Annotated in this window: 13 protein-coding genes; 7 read left to right on the top strand and 6 right to left on the bottom strand. The window is 36.9% G+C overall.

Annotated features, from left to right (window positions below; genetic code table 11):
• Positions 1 to 188 precede the first annotated feature (188 nt).
• The gene (locus ACFS6I_RS07080; protein WP_168126374.1) at positions 189 to 785 is read left to right on the top strand and encodes a GrpB family protein; all 597 of its coding nucleotides are present in this window, start codon (positions 189 to 191) and stop codon (positions 783 to 785) included.
• A gap of 720 nt (positions 786 to 1505) precedes the next feature.
• Positions 1506 to 2384 carry an AraC family transcriptional regulator gene (locus ACFS6I_RS07075; RefSeq protein ID WP_380919145.1) on the top strand — a complete coding sequence of 293 codons (879 nt, stop codon included), beginning with the start codon at positions 1506 to 1508 and terminating at the stop codon, positions 2382 to 2384.
• 139 nt (positions 2385 to 2523) lie between these two features.
• Here the strand turns inward: ACFS6I_RS07075 and ACFS6I_RS07070 are convergent, their stop codons facing one another.
• Together ACFS6I_RS07070 and ACFS6I_RS07065 are read right to left on the bottom strand one after the other, a co-directional pair.
• Positions 2524 to 3690 (bottom strand): iron-containing alcohol dehydrogenase, encoded by a 1167-nt coding sequence (locus ACFS6I_RS07070; RefSeq protein ID WP_380919143.1) that lies wholly within the window; start codon positions 3688 to 3690, stop codon positions 2524 to 2526.
• A 65-nt stretch (positions 3691 to 3755) separates the two neighbouring features.
• The gene (locus ACFS6I_RS07065; protein WP_380919141.1) at positions 3756 to 4631 is read right to left on the bottom strand and encodes a helix-turn-helix domain-containing protein; all 876 of its coding nucleotides are present in this window, start codon (positions 4629 to 4631) and stop codon (positions 3756 to 3758) included.
• Between the two features lie 379 nt (positions 4632 to 5010).
• Between ACFS6I_RS07065 and ACFS6I_RS07060 the strand changes: the two genes are divergently transcribed.
• Together ACFS6I_RS07060 and ACFS6I_RS07055 are read left to right on the top strand one after the other, a co-directional pair.
• Positions 5011 to 5838, top strand: coding sequence for an aminotransferase class IV (locus ACFS6I_RS07060; protein ID WP_380919139.1), 828 nt, complete (start codon positions 5011 to 5013; stop codon positions 5836 to 5838).
• A gap of 142 nt (positions 5839 to 5980) precedes the next feature.
• Positions 5981 to 7630: an FAD-binding dehydrogenase gene (locus ACFS6I_RS07055; protein WP_380919137.1), complete on the top strand. Its 1650-nt coding sequence runs from the start codon at positions 5981 to 5983 to the stop codon at positions 7628 to 7630.
• 115 nt (positions 7631 to 7745) lie between these two features.
• Here ACFS6I_RS07055 and ACFS6I_RS07050 read toward each other — a convergent pair whose 3' ends face one another.
• Both ACFS6I_RS07050 and ACFS6I_RS07045 read right to left on the bottom strand, forming a co-directional pair.
• Positions 7746 to 9212 (bottom strand): aminotransferase-like domain-containing protein, encoded by a 1467-nt coding sequence (locus ACFS6I_RS07050; RefSeq protein WP_380919135.1) that lies wholly within the window; start codon positions 9210 to 9212, stop codon positions 7746 to 7748.
• Between the two features lie 112 nt (positions 9213 to 9324).
• Positions 9325 to 9717: a hypothetical protein gene (locus tag ACFS6I_RS07045; protein WP_132767706.1), complete on the bottom strand. Its 393-nt coding sequence runs from the start codon at positions 9715 to 9717 to the stop codon at positions 9325 to 9327.
• Between the two features lie 257 nt (positions 9718 to 9974).
• Between ACFS6I_RS07045 and ACFS6I_RS07040 the strand changes: the two genes are divergently transcribed.
• On the top strand, positions 9975 to 11042 hold the full coding sequence (locus tag ACFS6I_RS07040; RefSeq protein ID WP_380919133.1) for a DUF6688 domain-containing protein: 1068 nt from the start codon (positions 9975 to 9977) through the stop codon (positions 11040 to 11042).
• Between the two features lie 104 nt (positions 11043 to 11146).
• Here ACFS6I_RS07040 and ACFS6I_RS07035 read toward each other — a convergent pair whose 3' ends face one another.
• Positions 11147 to 12019 (bottom strand): hypothetical protein, encoded by an 873-nt coding sequence (locus ACFS6I_RS07035; RefSeq protein ID WP_380919131.1) that lies wholly within the window; start codon positions 12017 to 12019, stop codon positions 11147 to 11149.
• Positions 12020 to 12308: 289 nt separating this feature from the next.
• Positions 12309 to 13691 (bottom strand): M20/M25/M40 family metallo-hydrolase, encoded by a 1383-nt coding sequence (locus ACFS6I_RS07030; protein ID WP_380919129.1) that lies wholly within the window; start codon positions 13689 to 13691, stop codon positions 12309 to 12311.
• A gap of 205 nt (positions 13692 to 13896) precedes the next feature.
• Between ACFS6I_RS07030 and ACFS6I_RS07025 the strand changes: the two genes are divergently transcribed.
• Both ACFS6I_RS07025 and ACFS6I_RS07020 read left to right on the top strand, forming a co-directional pair.
• Positions 13897 to 14493, top strand: coding sequence for an RNA polymerase sigma factor (locus ACFS6I_RS07025; protein WP_132842572.1), 597 nt, complete (start codon positions 13897 to 13899; stop codon positions 14491 to 14493).
• Positions 14494 to 14571: 78 nt separating this feature from the next.
• Positions 14572 to 15642: a FecR family protein gene (locus ACFS6I_RS07020; protein ID WP_380919127.1), complete on the top strand. Its 1071-nt coding sequence runs from the start codon at positions 14572 to 14574 to the stop codon at positions 15640 to 15642.
• The last annotated feature ends 17 nt before the right edge of the window (positions 15643 to 15659 follow it).

Below are 15659 nucleotides of genomic sequence, written 5' to 3'. Positions count from 1 at the left end.
GAGTTTTGCCTTTACAAATAAGATTGATTAGCGGCAAAGCTATACGTTGCGTGTTAAATAGGGATTACCATAAGCTTATGAAATGATTAACAATCATGTGCATCGCAACTGGAAACAAGTCTTGATGATCGTGCATAACATGAATTTAAACTTATTCCTTAATTTTGGAATTCAAACCGACTCCAAGCATGGAAAATAAGAAGATAAAAAAGGTCGTTGTGGTACCCTATTCTGTAAATTGGGCTACTGAATTTGAAAAACTTAAATCAGTTTTCCAGAATTGTTTGAAAACGCTGATACGCGGCATTGAACATGTTGGCAGCACCGCTGTACCTGGTCTCTCCGCTAAACCTATTATCGATATTGATATTATCATCAGCAATAAAGAAAAATTTGATGAGATCAAAAGTACACTCAAAAAACTAGGTTATACTTATTGTGGTGAAATGGGTATTCCTGGAAGAGAGGCCTTTAAAAGAGATGACCAATTAACGCCTATGGATGGTTCCGGCTACCTCTGGTATGAACATCATTTATATGTTTGTGTTGAAAATAGTGAAAGTTTAAAAAATCATTTATTGTTAAGGGATTATCTCCGCGCAAATCTGAATGAAGCACAAGACTATGGTCGATTAAAAACCGAACTAGCGGCAAAGTATCCTGATGATATTGATCATTATGTAGAAGGAAAAACAGCCTTTATTCTTCAAATTTTGAAAAAGTCAGGTTTCGATCAAGAAGTCTTATCACAAATAGAACTGCAAAATAAGGCTATGAAGTTATAGCATATGTAGATCGAATACAATTCTACTGTCTAATATCGTTTAATTTTCTTTTTTTATTTGTGCTTAATATCTGCGCGAATATCCCAAGCGCACACACTGCTGTTGATAGCAGAAAACTTCGTAAACCTATTTCTCCTATAGAAAATAGAACTATACTAACGGTTTCTAATAAAATATAAGCTATAATAATGATTTTCGAATATTTATTCATCATGTTATAATTTGGGCTGTTCTATCAATTTAGTTTATCAGTATAGTGCTCTACATCTTTTAGAAAAAATAACAGATCCATTCAAAGTAATTATCTTTCGTCGAAAAAGACACCTACAATTATGATCAATGATAACCTTTCTTCTCCTAACCGTGTTTCTTAAATTGTAATTGTGGTTTACAGTCTTAAGATAGGCATCATTTTTTTAAAATAATATTAATAGTGCAAAAATATATTTCCCGGTTTAAAAACTATGTGGTAAGATTCTCTAGTGCATTGCAAAAAAACATCACAATAAATCAAATTAGCAGTAGTAAGGATAATTTTTTTTGATGATTTTCACATAAAAGAATTCTTACATAGATGTAGTACGATCGTTGTGCTTGCTCGCGCGTATCTTGTTCATTCACATTACGAAAATTTTACCTGTTCGATCTTGTAAGTCACAATAAAAATCTCGCTGTAATGATTTCTTATTTTTTTATATTGAAAAAACACACAACCTTGTTATGAAACCCATTTTTGCAAAAGTAATGGAAACGGTGGGGGAAGATTTGTTTGCAGTACGGGTAACACAGCAGCAAGCATTCTCGACCGATTATCATTTTCATAAAGAATGTCAATTGACTTATATTGTGCAGAGCCAAGGTAAACGTTTAATCGGTGATCATTTCGATTATTTTATAAGTGAAGAACTCACGTTAACTGGGACGGAGCTCCCTCATGTATGGTTTACTGATGTTATTGAATCGGAGAAGGAACATCATGCTCATTCTATTGCCTTGTTTTTTGATCCGGACCGTTTAGTGGAAATCTTATCATCATTTCATGATACTGAGAAATTACAGGCATTTTTGCTTCTATCTAAAAGGGGGATACGCTATGAAGGAAAATGCAAAGAGCAGATCAAAAAATTATTGTACAAGCTTCTGGATGCTCAAGGATTGAAAAGAATAATTATATTTCTGCAAATCATCGAAAAACTACAAGATGCATCGGAGAAAAATGTTTTATGTCACATTGACTACTCAAATATTCACTTTCCTAACAACGCTCTAAAAATTGATAAGATAGTTCAATATGTACTGACCAATTATTCGAGAGAAATCAGTTTAGAGGAAATCGCTCTGGCAATGAATCTAAGCAAAAATGCTTTCTGCCGTTATTTCAAAGCTCAAACTCAAAAAACATTTGTGCAATTTGTCAATGAAGTACGCATCATGCAGGCATGCAAATTAATTGTAGAAAATCAACTTTCAATACATAGAGTTGCTTACGATTGTGGTTTCAATAGTTTATCAAATTTCAATAGAGTCTTTAAGACGATTAAAAACCAAACTCCGAGTGAGTTTAAAAATGCTCTTTACAAAGCTACTACGACTTCTTGAAGTCGTAGTATAAAGTGCTTCTTATATTTCACCTCTCCTACGTTCAAGAAAATAAACAGGGAATCATATGGACTCCCTGTTCTTCACATTGTTTACAATGGGCCTGTATACAAAACCATTGTAAACAATGCTGATCGCATTAAGCATTTACAGCTTCTTCTGAAAATACAACACCTTCATAACACGCATTATAAATTGCCTTCAATTCTTCTAAAGAAGGAACACGTGGATTGAACCCTGTACATGGATCTACTAGTGCATTTTGAGCAATAAAATCCAAATTTTTCTCCCAAAGCTCTTTTGAAATACCAAAATCTTTGATGGAACCTTTGTTATTCACTTCAGAGCGTAAACGTTCAATAGCTTGTGCTAATCCTTCCGCTGTTTCCTCTCCGATTATTTTTGCCAAATCAGGATAACGTGAGGTTTCTTGCGCATTATAGCGGATTACATTGGGCAGAAAAATCGCATTGGAAGCTCCATGAGGAATACCGTATAATGCTCCTACTTGATGCGATAGCGAGTGTACGATACCTAACCAAGCGTTATTGAAAGCTAAGCCTGCCATAAATGAAGCGTCATGCATATTTTGACGCGCTGTAATGTTATCCGGATGAAGGACAACTTCGCTAAGATTGTCAAATACAAGCGCTAAACCGCCTTTTGATAAGGCATCAGCATAATTGTTTTCAATGTTGGAAACATAGGCTTCAACACAGTGTGTCAATACATCAAGACCTGTATTTGCTGTCACATGCGCAGGCATAGACGCGCAGATTTCTCCGTCAACAATAGCAATATCTGGTGTAAGTTCGTAAGAAACAACCGGATACTTGACACCTTTCTCACGATCTGTAATTACAGCAAGGCCTGTTGTTTCTGTTCCTGTACCGCTTGTTGAGGGAATCGCTATAAATTTGGCCTTATTTCTTAAAACTGGAACTGTAAAAGGTTTTATAATACTATCAAAATCAATATCAGGATATTCGTAAAAAACCCACATGATCTTAGCGGCATCAATAGCAGAACAGCCTCCCAATCCGATAATCCAGTCGGGTTTAAATGCTTGAATCTGCGCTGCTCCTTTTAAGCAAGTTGTTGAAGAAGGATCTTCTTCAACGCCCTCGAAAACACTTACTTCTACCCCTGCTTCTGCAAGAAATGAAATGGCTCTATCCAAAGTACCACTTTTTTTCATCGAGCTGCCACCGGTTACGATTACAGCTTTTTGACCTTTGATATTTTTCAGCTCTTCAAGACTTCCAGCACCATGGAAAACCTCACCTGCAATAAATAATTTACTCATGTTTTTATTTTTTTGTACTTGACAAAAGTACATGAGCAGGAATTACCACTGTTATACAAATGGGATTATCCGTTATACATTTGCGACAGTTCTTGTTGCAATTGTGTGGGTGTTTCTTTTAATTTCGAGCGCACAAACTTGTTCAATGCTGATGGCGAATTAAACCCAAGATCGAAAGCTATCTCTTTGTGTGCTAGATCGGAAAACATCAATTGCCTTTTAATTTCCATTAAAATACGGTGATGAATAGTTTGAATAGCTGTTTCACCGCAATGTTTTTTGGTGATGGCATTTAATTTTTTTGTCGTTATCATCAGTTGCGCCGCATAATACTGAACCGTACGGTGTTGTTTGTAGTGAATATTCAACATTTTCTTGTACTTGATATAAATAGGCTTATCACTAGTTTCCTGATACATTATGGGATGTAAACCATGGACAGATTCAATCAATCCGAGTAATAAAATTTTAATATAAAATCTGGCTTGCTCCTTTTTAACCAGAGAGGGGTTCTGATAAACATCTTGAATAATATTGATCGTCCCTAGACTCCGCTGAAAATCTGCTGCAGCAAGCATCGTGCAATTGAGCTGGGTGGAAAGGTTAACATTGTATGTACTCAATTCATTTTTCAGAATATCGGAACAGAATAATATTTCTTCAAATAGGATGATCTTACCTTTTAGATCTATACTTTGATTTGAAATTAAACTCACCTGCTCTGGAAATATCACGGCAATCTTACCTGCTTTTAGTTTATGTATTTTATCTTCTACACTCATTTGCATGGTCCCATCTTCAATCACGTAGATGCAAAAATGATCCTTTTTATGTGCTATTGTATATTGATCCAAATTTTCTTTGGTTAAATCAAACACTCTAAAAGACAGATCCTGGTCTTCCTTCTTTTGCTGATTATCTTTTATTTTTAACTTCTTCAAAATCCTTCGCTTTGTTTCTGATACATCGGGGCGGTAAATCTAAAAAAACTAATGACACTTAAACGTAAAAAATTAAAACTTCCTCGATGTAAATACCACTTAAAATTCGAATTAACTGATATACCGTTAGAATTTCAACTGTATTCTTTTACATATGATATTAAAAAGGAACATTTTCTAGATTTTAGATAACAACAATTGTGTATGAAATTGAACACAATAGTTTGTTAGTAAGTCTTCTGAAATAAAGGTGGATATTCTTTACCATATACAGGTTACTTTGCGGGTAAAGTTCAAATTAAACACGTGGCTAGAACTTGTTTTTCAATGGAGGATTGTATAGGTTTGTGTTCGCTAAACATTCAATATAAAAAAGTATATGCAAATGGGCTATGTGATCTTCAACGGAAAATTAATTCCTGAAAACGAAGCTAAATTATCAATTACGGATCTTGCTCTTGTGCGCGGCTACGGTATTTTTGATTTTTTCAAAACGGTAAACGGTATTCCAGTATTCCTAGAAGATAATCTAGATCGATTTTATCAATCTGCTGAGCTGGTGGATCTACCTGTAAATCACTCCAGAGATGAACTGAAAGCTCAAATAAAAAGTTTGATGGAAGCAAATATGATTCCGGATTCTGGTATTAAAATTTTATTGACCGGCGGATATAGTAATGATGGGTATAGTATTGGTGAGCCAAATTTAATTATCAGTCAACAAGCTTTAAAAAGAAATTTAGTGTTGGAAAGTAAGGGTCTGAAACTACTTCCTTTTCACTATCACCGTCCATTTAGTCTCGTCAAATCTATCGATTATGTAATGGGTATACAGGCGCTTAAGGCAGCCAAATCGCAGGGTGCTGACGATGTGGTTTACATACAAAACGGCTTGATATCGGAATGCCCTCGTGCTAACTTCTTTTTAATAAGTCAAGATGGCAAATTGTTAACTGCTGGTGAAGATGTTTTACAGGGTATTACCCGTAAAAAAATTATCGAATTGGCAAAAACTATCATGATGGTAGAAGTCCGCAATATTAGCATTGAGGACATTGCATCGGCAAGTGAGGCATTTATTAGTTCTACTACTAAAAATATTACTCCTGTAACTGCTTTATTGGGTTATAAAGAGTTTAGCCCAGCAGCAGGACCTCTAACAAAACGTCTTCAGGAAATGCTACAAGAATTGGTTTACGGTCATTAATAATTCATCATTTATCCGGTATGCGAACGAGGCTGTTATTTATAAAATTCTATGCTATACGACAATAACTGACACAGTTCTAAAAAAATAAGATCATACTGTTCAAAATTTCTTAACTTCAAGAAAGCTAAATTATGTTGACATGGAACAGTATGCAACAATTATCATTGGAAGTGGATTATCAGGACTAGTTACTGCATATGAAGCGACGAAAGCCGGTAAAAAGGTGCTTATTTTAGATCAGGAAACTGAAACGAATATTGGTGGCCAAGCATATTGGTCATTTGGAGGTCTTTTCTTCGTAAACTCTCCACAACAACGAATTTTGGGGATTAAAGATTCTTTTCAACTTGCTCATCAGGATTGGGAAGGAACAGCGTCGTTTGATCGTCCTGAAGATTTCTGGCCTCGTAAATGGGCTTCTGAATATGTTAAATTTGCAACAGAGGAAAAATACAACTATGTTTCAGGATTAGGAATGAAATTTTTTCCGATCGTTGGTTGGGCGGAGCGTGGTGCTGGTTCTGCATCAGACCATGGTAATTCTGTTCCCCGATTTCATATTACATGGGGCACAGGAACTGGCGTGGTCAAGCCTTTTGTTGACAAAGCATATGAAGCTCAAGAAAAAGGTTTGCTTACGTTCAAATTTCGACACCGTGTGTCGCGGTTATTGATCGAAAATGGAGTTATTGTCGGTGTCGAAGGTGATATTCTTCAAGCTGATGATAAAAAACGTGGTGAGAAAACAAATAGAAATTGTATCGGTGAGTTCTGTTTTCGTGGAGCACACATTGTCATCGCTTCGGGTGGAATTGGAGCCAATCTGGAACTTGTAAAAAAAAACTGGCCGATTCGACTGGGCTCTCCTCCTCAACATATGGTATGTGGAGTTCCAGATTATGTGGATGGCAAGATGATTGAAATCGCGGAACAGACTGGCGCACACGTCATCAACAAAGACAGGATGTGGCATTATACTGAAGGTCTAAAAAACTGGAATCCTATCTGGTCGAACCACGGAATTCGTATTCTACCGGGGCCATCTTCAATTTGGCTCGATGCAATGGGCAATCGGCTCCCCGCTCCTTTCTTTCCTGGCTTTGATACGCTCGGTACGTTGAAATTTACACAAGCTACGGGATACGATTATTCGTGGTTTATTCTCACTCAAAAAATTATTAAAAAAGAATTTGCACTCTCTGGTTCTGAGCAAAATCCAGACCTGACCAATAAAGATTATCGACTCATTCTGAGCAGACTTTTTGGGAAAGCTGCTACAGCACCTGTGGAAGCTTTTAAAACTCATGGCGATGATTTTATTGTCGCAACAAATCTGGAGGAATTGGTGACAAAAATGAATCAGAAAGCAGGAAACGAACTGCTCGACTATAATACGATAAAAAAACAGATTCAGGACCGAGACCGTCAACTTGACAATAAATTTAGCAAGGACATACAGATCAACTACATCCAGCATACGCGAAAATATCTCGGCGATAAACTTGCCAGAACTGCAAAACCACATAAAATTCTAGATCCTAAAAATGGTCCATTGATCGCTGTACGTCTGAATATTCTGACTCGAAAAACGCTAGGTGGCATTGAAACCAATCTAAATGGTCAAGTGCTTGACGCGGAAGGTCATGTCATGCCGGGATTATTTGCTGTTGGAGAAGCTTCTGGATTTGGAGGTGGTGGAATGCACGGTTACAGGGCTCTGGAAGGAACTTTTCTAGGGGGATGTATTTTTACCGGAATGAAAACTGGTCAATATATAGCAAAACAATAAAGAGATAGCCTAGGCCGAACAAATCTGATTTTTAATCTAAATGCAACTAAAAATCAAATCATTAAAGCAGACCATATAAAGTCTTACCACCGGAAGAATACCGAATAAGAAGTTTTTAAAAAGCATTCTTCACGATCGTACCCAGCCGTTTCAGATCGGTATGGATTCGTTCGTTCCACTCTAAAGCAAAATTTAACCGCATACAGTTATGATAACGGTCCTGAAGTGTGAACATTCTACCTGGCGCAAAGCTTATATTCTGGCGGATAGCTGTATCAAACAAGGATGCTGTATCAATTCTTTTATCCAATTCGAGCCAAAGCACGAATCCGCCCTGAGGGTCGGATATTTTAGTATTGTCCGGAAAATATTCTTCGATAGCCCGTTGGTACTGAAAGCAGTTTGAATACAGCTTATTTCTAAAATTTTGAAGGTGATGGTCATAACGGCCATGCTCCATAAAATCTGCAATAACCTCCTGATATAAAACAGGTGTTGAGATGGTCTGCAGCAGTTTTTGCCGAATGATCTTCTTCTTGAATTTTCCCGGCGCTACCCACCCTACACGGTACCCCGGTGCCAGTGTCTTTGAAAAGGAACCGCACCACATGACTATTCCAGCTTCATCAAAGGCTTTACAGGGCTTAGGTCTATTGGTGCCAAAGTAAAGGTTACCATACAGATCATCTTCGATCAACGGTATATTTCGTTCGGTAAGCATCTTCACCAGTTCGATTTTGTTTTCTTCTGGCATAAGACTGCCTAATGGATTACTGAAATTTGCGGTGAAGCAACATACATCTATTTTAGAAATAACTTTCTTTAATGCGTCCATATCGATCCCACAAATCGGATGGGAAGGTATTTCGATCACATGAAGTCCAAGTGACTTGGCTATTTGAATTGTCCCGAAGTATACAGGTGTTTCCATTGCGATCGTATCGCCTGGCTTTGTCACGGCTAACAAACAATTAAAAATGGCATTCATGGCTCCGGAAGTGGTCACCAGATCCTCTTCAGTTAGTTGTCCTTCAAACTCCATGCTCCATTTGGCTATGCTTCTTCTTAAATTAATACTTCCCTGCGCAGGTTCGTAACTGGTCCCGCCGTCGTCAAGTTTTCGTATCACATTCACAATTCCTTTATTTAGTTTTGCTATCGGAAGCATGCTTTGTGCAGGAACGCCTAAAGAGAACTGTGTCAGATTTTCTTTTTTTAGCGAGTTATAAACTTTATCAATCAGATCTTCCTGGTCGTGCTCATTATCCGAGGCCTGTAATCGACCAACTGAGGGAAGTGATAAACGTCGTTGCGCTATTTTACTCACAAAATAACCAGATCGAGGTCTAGATTCAATCAGAGACCTGCTTTCTAACTCTAGAAAGGCCTGTTTAACCGTATTGATACTCACATGATACATCTTCTGAACCACACGCAGCGAAGGGAGTTTATCACCTAATTGCATCGTTCCGGAGACAATCTGTTCTTCAATAATATGAGCAATCTTGAGGTATAAGGATTCTTTCTTCATGGACTTATATGCTAATAAATTATCTTCCGCTATTTTTTTCTTATTATTCACTGCCTTCAAATTGTTGGATATTGAACACGCTGCAATTTACATATTTTAGGATATCATATGTATCCAACAGCACCTATGCTATATGTTTTAAATATTCACCTTTTCAATCAGTTTAAAGGTTGAGCCAATCAATAAGTCGTTCAATCGCCAATTTAAGTTTAGAGATGCTATGATCATCATCTCCGAATGTCTGGATAAAATTTCTTTTTGCTTTGATTTCTAATGCTTCCTTAAATTCGACTTGATGAAATTCTGATAAAAAGTAACAAGTCATTTCCACCTTGTTTGAATGATTAATAATTGCAGATGCATAGCCAATAACTTCTTTAGCCTGCATGATCACAGCTAAAGGGAGTCCAAATTCGGCCGTCAAAATATTTATCCTTGCGTCCTTTCCCTCAAAATCGGATTTCTCCTTGTGTTTTTTATATAAAGAAACCACAGGGCTGAGTTCGGACAAATAAAAATTTACAATCTTAAATCCATTAATTTCATTAGTCTTCATCTTCTTGTTGTATTGGTGATAAGCAAATTTAAAGACTCTATTTCTTTGGGTACAGATACAGAAATACTAATTTTCATAGGTACAGCTAGTATTTTTTATACGAGTCCTAACCATTAATTTTACACATTTTAAAACGGCATCTAGGAAAAAGAATATAATCAGTAATAAAACTCATTGAGAACGCAATACCTTTCCTTATTTTGATTATATTCATGAAAAATTGTACCCCTTAACTATAAACTAAAGTAGAAAAGCCAATGGAGTTTCTGATCATATTTTTTCTAATTTCATTTCCACTACTAGGATTTTGGGTTTATAAACAGTTGCGAAAGAAAGCTAATACCTCTACTAAAATTACGGAGTACCTTATTATTGTTGCTTTTTGTATTTCGACTGTACTATTTGGTTGCGGACTTATGCTTTATGGTTCACATTATACGGAAGCAATCGATATTGTCGACGGCGGTTACTCGCCATTTGCTTTAGAACATAGCTTGACATTAGTTACTTTTTTTGCACTTGCCATGTTTGGAATTATAAAGCTATGGTTAAAAGGAAGATCAGCACCTCCACTTCTATTTGTACTGTCACTGATCTTTGTCATTATCGGAATAATTATGAGCGTTGCTGTCTTACTACAGATCTCATCGAATACGCAATTCTACGATTCCTGGTTGTTCTTTTTCCTACCCGTCACATATACGGTAACGGCGTTTATTTTAATTTTTAGATGTATCGGAGAAGAAGCTATATCCGCAACAAATAAACATTACTCGAATAAATTTCTTAACTACCTGAACATGAAAATGGCGAATGTGAGCCATCAACCCGTTTACGTTCTGGTCTTTCTTATTCCTGTTTTTGTGATTATTGTTGCAATATTGGTTTTATTTGGACAGGAAGTAAATTCCATTACAAAAGTATTTACGGAAACGACTACATGGAATTTTTCTACCAAAACTCACCCACCTTTTTTAGATCATAGGGGACATTACTTATGTACTGTCGCTGTTTGTGGAGATCCAACGATTGTAAAACCACTTCGCTTAGGGAAAAGGCATGGAAATGAAATTGTTGTCAACAGGCAACTACTCGTTGCCAATGCTTTCGAGGAACTAATTTCAGATCATTTTCCATCTGTACATCAAGTCATCAGAAGATTTTATGATCGTTTTGGTTATCCTTTATCAAAAAAGATTAATACGCCTCAAAAATCTAATTTGGTATACAGATTGATGAAACCTCTGGAGTACTTTTTTATCTTTTGTTTGTATTTATTCACTAAAAAACCTGAAGAGAAGATCGCAAAACAATATGCTTTATAGACACTAACAGCGCTTTTAAATCAACTTTATATCGCAGTTATCATGGTTATTTTTACTGTTAAAATGTATACAGAGATAATTCCGATCAAATTTTATTAATCCATTTAATGATTTGGTTCAGCATGAATTTCATAACCGAATCCATTTTCCTTCCAGGAATCTTTTTTTAAAAGAGCCATATTTGAAGTTTTACCGAGCCAGATTTTGATCACCTGCTCCGCTCTTACACCTTTCTTAAAAAGCTTTTTGAACTTGGCATATATACCTTTAGTGGTTTCATCATATTTAGGTTCTCCATATAGGGAGGATATATGTGTTGTCAATACTTCCAGTTCTCGTTTTCCTATTTCAGGATTAAACTTTCTATAATCCAAATGCTCAAATCGTACATTTAATTTCGAGAAAATTTCTTTACCGATTTTATTGCTGTAGACTTGGAATTCATAATCTTGTGTTCCATTGTTGGTGTAGCCTATGTTTTGATTCGGATCACCACTCAGCTCACTCCATTTAACATGCAAAAAGTCTCCATCTCCAGTAATATGGATTGCTGCAGAATCTTTTACAACTAAGTCCTTTCCTCTATACCCCTTTAAGTAGGTTTTATAATTTCCTGGTAAATAAAAATAATGCCCCCAAGCTGTAGTAAACCGATATCCTCCGGATTGTTTAACGACAAGATCCAGTTTCTTGGGACTTCCTTCAACCTCCCATGTCAGCGAATCTAAATTTTGATATTTTAAGGGAATTAACATTGATCCGTTTGGTCCATTATAAGTACTATCTTTTAGTTCAAACATAACCATCTCGTAGAAATTTTGATTATTCTTATCTGCAACTATTCTGATCGGTAATTTCTCTTCTTTGCCAGTAGGATGTTCGACATCAATTTCGTCGACAAGTGAACCAAGTTCTTTGTCAGAACATGAAATTAGTAAACAGGTTGTTAAAAGTAATAAGCAGATCCTTTTAAACATAATTTAAGTCTTACACGGGAGTATTAACTCAAAAATAACAATTAATAATCTATATTCCAAATAGATAATAACTGTTAATTACTTTACAAAATTCTTTTTAAGCTTTGAAATTGACCATAAATATATAATCAATTTCCAGATCAGGTGGCCATGTGTGATGCCTGATTAAAGCATCTGGCAAAATAAATTGGGATATTATTCAACAGTGAATTTTGCTAGCGCATGGTGTTAATTATAAGAAAAAGAGCCCTAATATAATAGGGCTCCCTTCCTATTTATTATTTGCCTCTTACAGCTGTTCTATCTGTTGATCAACTAAATACAGCAAAGAGGCAATAGCTGCTACTCCTGATTGCAGTTCTCGTTTATCGACAGCTTCAAAGACATCTTTTGCCGTATGGTGCAGATCAAAATAACGATGCGGATCTGGTCTAAAGTTGAACATTACGGTATTTGGAAAATGCTGTCCCCAGACTCCTGAATCTACTCCAGGACTTCCCTGTAAAAACCGTGATACCCAGAATTTCTGCTCAAATAAAGGCTTCCAATGTTGCTGCATCCATACAACTCTTTCGGCAGAGGCTTTAATATCAAAACCCCTAGGTGCAAACCCACCAGCATCACTTTCTATTGCGGCAACAATCTGTTCCCGCTTATTTTTAGCGACCTGTCCATAGGTTGATGCACCATGCACTCCATTTTCCTCGTTCATATAAAATACTAAACGGATGGTGTGCTTAGGCTTATATCCTAATGCCATCAAGGTACGTATCGCATCTAAAGTCCCCATAGTACCGGTTCCATTATCGTGTGCCCCTTCTCCTACATCCCAAGAATCAATATGTCCACCGATCGTGATAATCTTATCTGGAAATTCTGCACCTTTCCATTCTGCAATAACGTTGTGTGTCTGAACCATCCCTTTCCAAGCAGAATGCTGTTCCAGATAAACTTTAGTGTGAGGATTGGTTTTTAATGCTTCGCTCAACTTAATGGCTGAAGTCGCAGATATTGCCATAGCAGGAATACTATCGATTCCTTTGACATAACCTGTTCCTCCTGTATGGGGATAGTCATCAGTTGTGGATGATGATAAAGATCGAAATAAGTAAGCAACTGCTCCTAATTTAGCGGCCTCAGCTGGACCGCGGCTTCGCTGACTTGAGTTGAGTCCATATGCAACACCAGTTTCTACGATAGACTCGTCCCATGGTTTATTGACGAAAACAATTTTTCCACGTACCTGGTCACCAAATTTCTTCAGATCACTTAACAATTGGACTTCAATAACCTCGGCTGTTATCCCTTTGGATGGAGTGGCTACTGAACCTCCCAACGCGAGGATATTTAGAGGCTCCTTTGAACCTACTATGTAGGCTTTTTCTTTTGGACCGCGATCCCAATAAGGGAGTTTTACATCCTGTAGGTATACCTTGTCGAAATCAAGTTTTTCCATCAGGCTTTTGGACCAGGCTACAGCTTTATCAGCCGCAGGTGATCCGGCAATACGATGGCCGATCTGTTTTGTGAGGTAGTGCAAATTGTCGTAAGCCTGTCCTTGATAGAAAGATTCATGATAGATTTTATCTAACATCATGGAATCCTGCTGTGCAAAAACTGCGGTGGTAAAGGTGGAGATAGAAAGTAAGGTTAGTAATGCTGTTCGTTTCATTCGTTTATTTTGTATTCAATGGAATAAACATAGTTATTTTTTTTAGGATACGGGTATTTCTTTTCCTTTGGTGTTCAATTTTATAGATTAACATTTCCTTAATGGCAACTTTACATCTTGATAGCATTGATTGGATAGCTTTGTCTTCCATAAAATGGATTGCGATTGTAAATCCTGAAACGATCTGCCAAATACATGTACTGCTATGGATAACTTTCTAATTACAGATACCTCACAACAACCTATTGCTATCGACATGCATAAGTTTGCACAGTTGTATGAAACATATGCAAATGCGGTATACGCTAATATTCTGCGTTTGGTTAAGCGACCTGAATGTGCTGAGGATTTATTGCAAGAGGTATTTACTGCACTTTGGCAAAATAGACTAAAGCTGGTGGATGAAAAATCAATTCCTGGGTGGCTATTTGTGGTGAGCTATAATAAATCCATTACTTTCCTTAAGAAAAAGGTGAAAGAAGCTATTGAAAGTGTGGATACTTATGATCAATACCTACAACTTGAAAATGAAGATGTGATTGATGAAGATCTGTATGAACAGCAAATCAGGATGATCCATCAGGCGGTTGAAAAATTACCAAAAAAGAAACGGGAGGTTTTTAAACTTTGCCGATTTGAAGGGAGATCTGCGGATGAGGTCGCAAAAATAATGGGGATAAGCAGTCATTCTGTTAAAGATTATCTGAAACAGTCTAACCGTGCAATCAAAGATTATATCCAAAATGAGGCTCCATATACTGCACTGGGACTATTGGTGATCTTTTATACCGAGCATCTTTAAAATTTACATAATCTTAATCATTTGTTAATCCAAAATTTCATCCCCTAAACCATCATTGCTAGTATTTATACCAACGATATGAATACGAAGCAACTTATACAGAAATTTTGGTCCGGTTATGCTTCTCCAAAAGAGAAACAGCAATTACTCGACCAACTCGAAATAACAGATCATGAACTCAAAGCGGACCTGCAAGAGGAATTTGATCAGCAGCCGACTCTTTTATCGGAGAGACTAAGCCCAGAACAAAAAAAGAAAGTTTATGACCGTCTCATCACGACTATCGGAGACCAATCTGCTCGTAAAAAACAATCGTTATCCCGTATTATTGTCAAAATAGCGGCAAGTTTACTTCTCGTTGCAGGTGGAGTCTCGATTATTTGGAAAAATCAACAGGATTTTGTCCATACTTCGGTCACAGTACTACCCCTTCAAAAGCGGATTGTGAGCAGCACGAGTGTATTTGTGAGACATATCTTGCCAGATGGTACAAGCGTCACTTTATCTCCTCATAGTTCCTTGACTTATAACCCTCAGTTTACGGATACCTCCCGTATGCTTTCTCTAACCGGAAAAGGAAAGTTTGATGTTACAAAAGATAAACACCGACCTTTTACGGTTATCTCAAATGGAATAGCAACTACTGCTCTGGGTACAGTCTTTATCATTGATGGGCAAAATAATAAAGAGACCAATATTCATCTGGTAGAAGGATCTATCCGAGTAGCTCCTACAGCCCAAAGTTTGCACAGATTTCAAGAAACGGTATTGCGTACCGGCGAACAGATCGTCATCAATAATATGACCCAGCTATTGGAATGGAAAATATCAAAAAAAGCGAAAAGTCCTATCAAGAATACGGATCCTATTCCGCAGCATAGCGTTGCTGTATCGTTAGCAGCAACTTCTTCAAGCCTGAATTTTGAAAAAGAAAATCTAAAAACGGTATTTGCTTCAATCGCAAAAGCAAAGCAGGTTGCAATTATATATGACGGTGTGAACGTCAATCAACTGACCTTTACCGGTGCTTTTGAGGTATCTGAAAGCATCGAAAATATCCTACATATATTATGTGGTCTAAACGAGCTTGAATATAGAAAAGAGCAATCTACTTACTATGTGAGCAAAAAGGCTGAATCTTCCAATTAATGATCTGATCATCTGAA

The organism is Sphingobacterium anhuiense (assembly GCF_042686355.1).
In the GTDB taxonomy this organism is placed as follows: domain Bacteria; phylum Bacteroidota; class Bacteroidia; order Sphingobacteriales; family Sphingobacteriaceae; genus Sphingobacterium; species Sphingobacterium anhuiense.
This window is presented reverse-complemented; position numbering and strand designations above follow the sequence as displayed.

Coding starts and splice junctions, on each gene's coding strand:
- ACFS6I_RS07080 (WP_168126374.1), top strand. CDS start 189: ATGGAAAATAAGAAGATAAAAAAGGTCGTTGTGGTACCCTATTCTGTA.
- ACFS6I_RS07075 (WP_380919145.1), top strand. CDS start 1,506: ATGAAACCCATTTTTGCAAAAGTAATGGAAACGGTGGGGGAAGATTTG.
- ACFS6I_RS07070 (WP_380919143.1), bottom strand. CDS start 3,690: ATGAGTAAATTATTTATTGCAGGTGAGGTTTTCCATGGTGCTGGAAGT.
- ACFS6I_RS07060 (WP_380919139.1), top strand. CDS start 5,011: ATGCAAATGGGCTATGTGATCTTCAACGGAAAATTAATTCCTGAAAAC.
- ACFS6I_RS07055 (WP_380919137.1), top strand. CDS start 5,981: ATGGAACAGTATGCAACAATTATCATTGGAAGTGGATTATCAGGACTA.
- ACFS6I_RS07045 (WP_132767706.1), bottom strand. CDS start 9,717: ATGAAGACTAATGAAATTAATGGATTTAAGATTGTAAATTTTTATTTG.
- ACFS6I_RS07040 (WP_380919133.1), top strand. CDS start 9,975: ATGGAGTTTCTGATCATATTTTTTCTAATTTCATTTCCACTACTAGGA.
- ACFS6I_RS07035 (WP_380919131.1), bottom strand. CDS start 12,019: ATGTTTAAAAGGATCTGCTTATTACTTTTAACAACCTGTTTACTAATT.
- ACFS6I_RS07030 (WP_380919129.1), bottom strand. CDS start 13,691: ATGAAACGAACAGCATTACTAACCTTACTTTCTATCTCCACCTTTACC.
- ACFS6I_RS07025 (WP_132842572.1), top strand. CDS start 13,897: ATGGATAACTTTCTAATTACAGATACCTCACAACAACCTATTGCTATC.
- ACFS6I_RS07020 (WP_380919127.1), top strand. CDS start 14,572: ATGAATACGAAGCAACTTATACAGAAATTTTGGTCCGGTTATGCTTCT.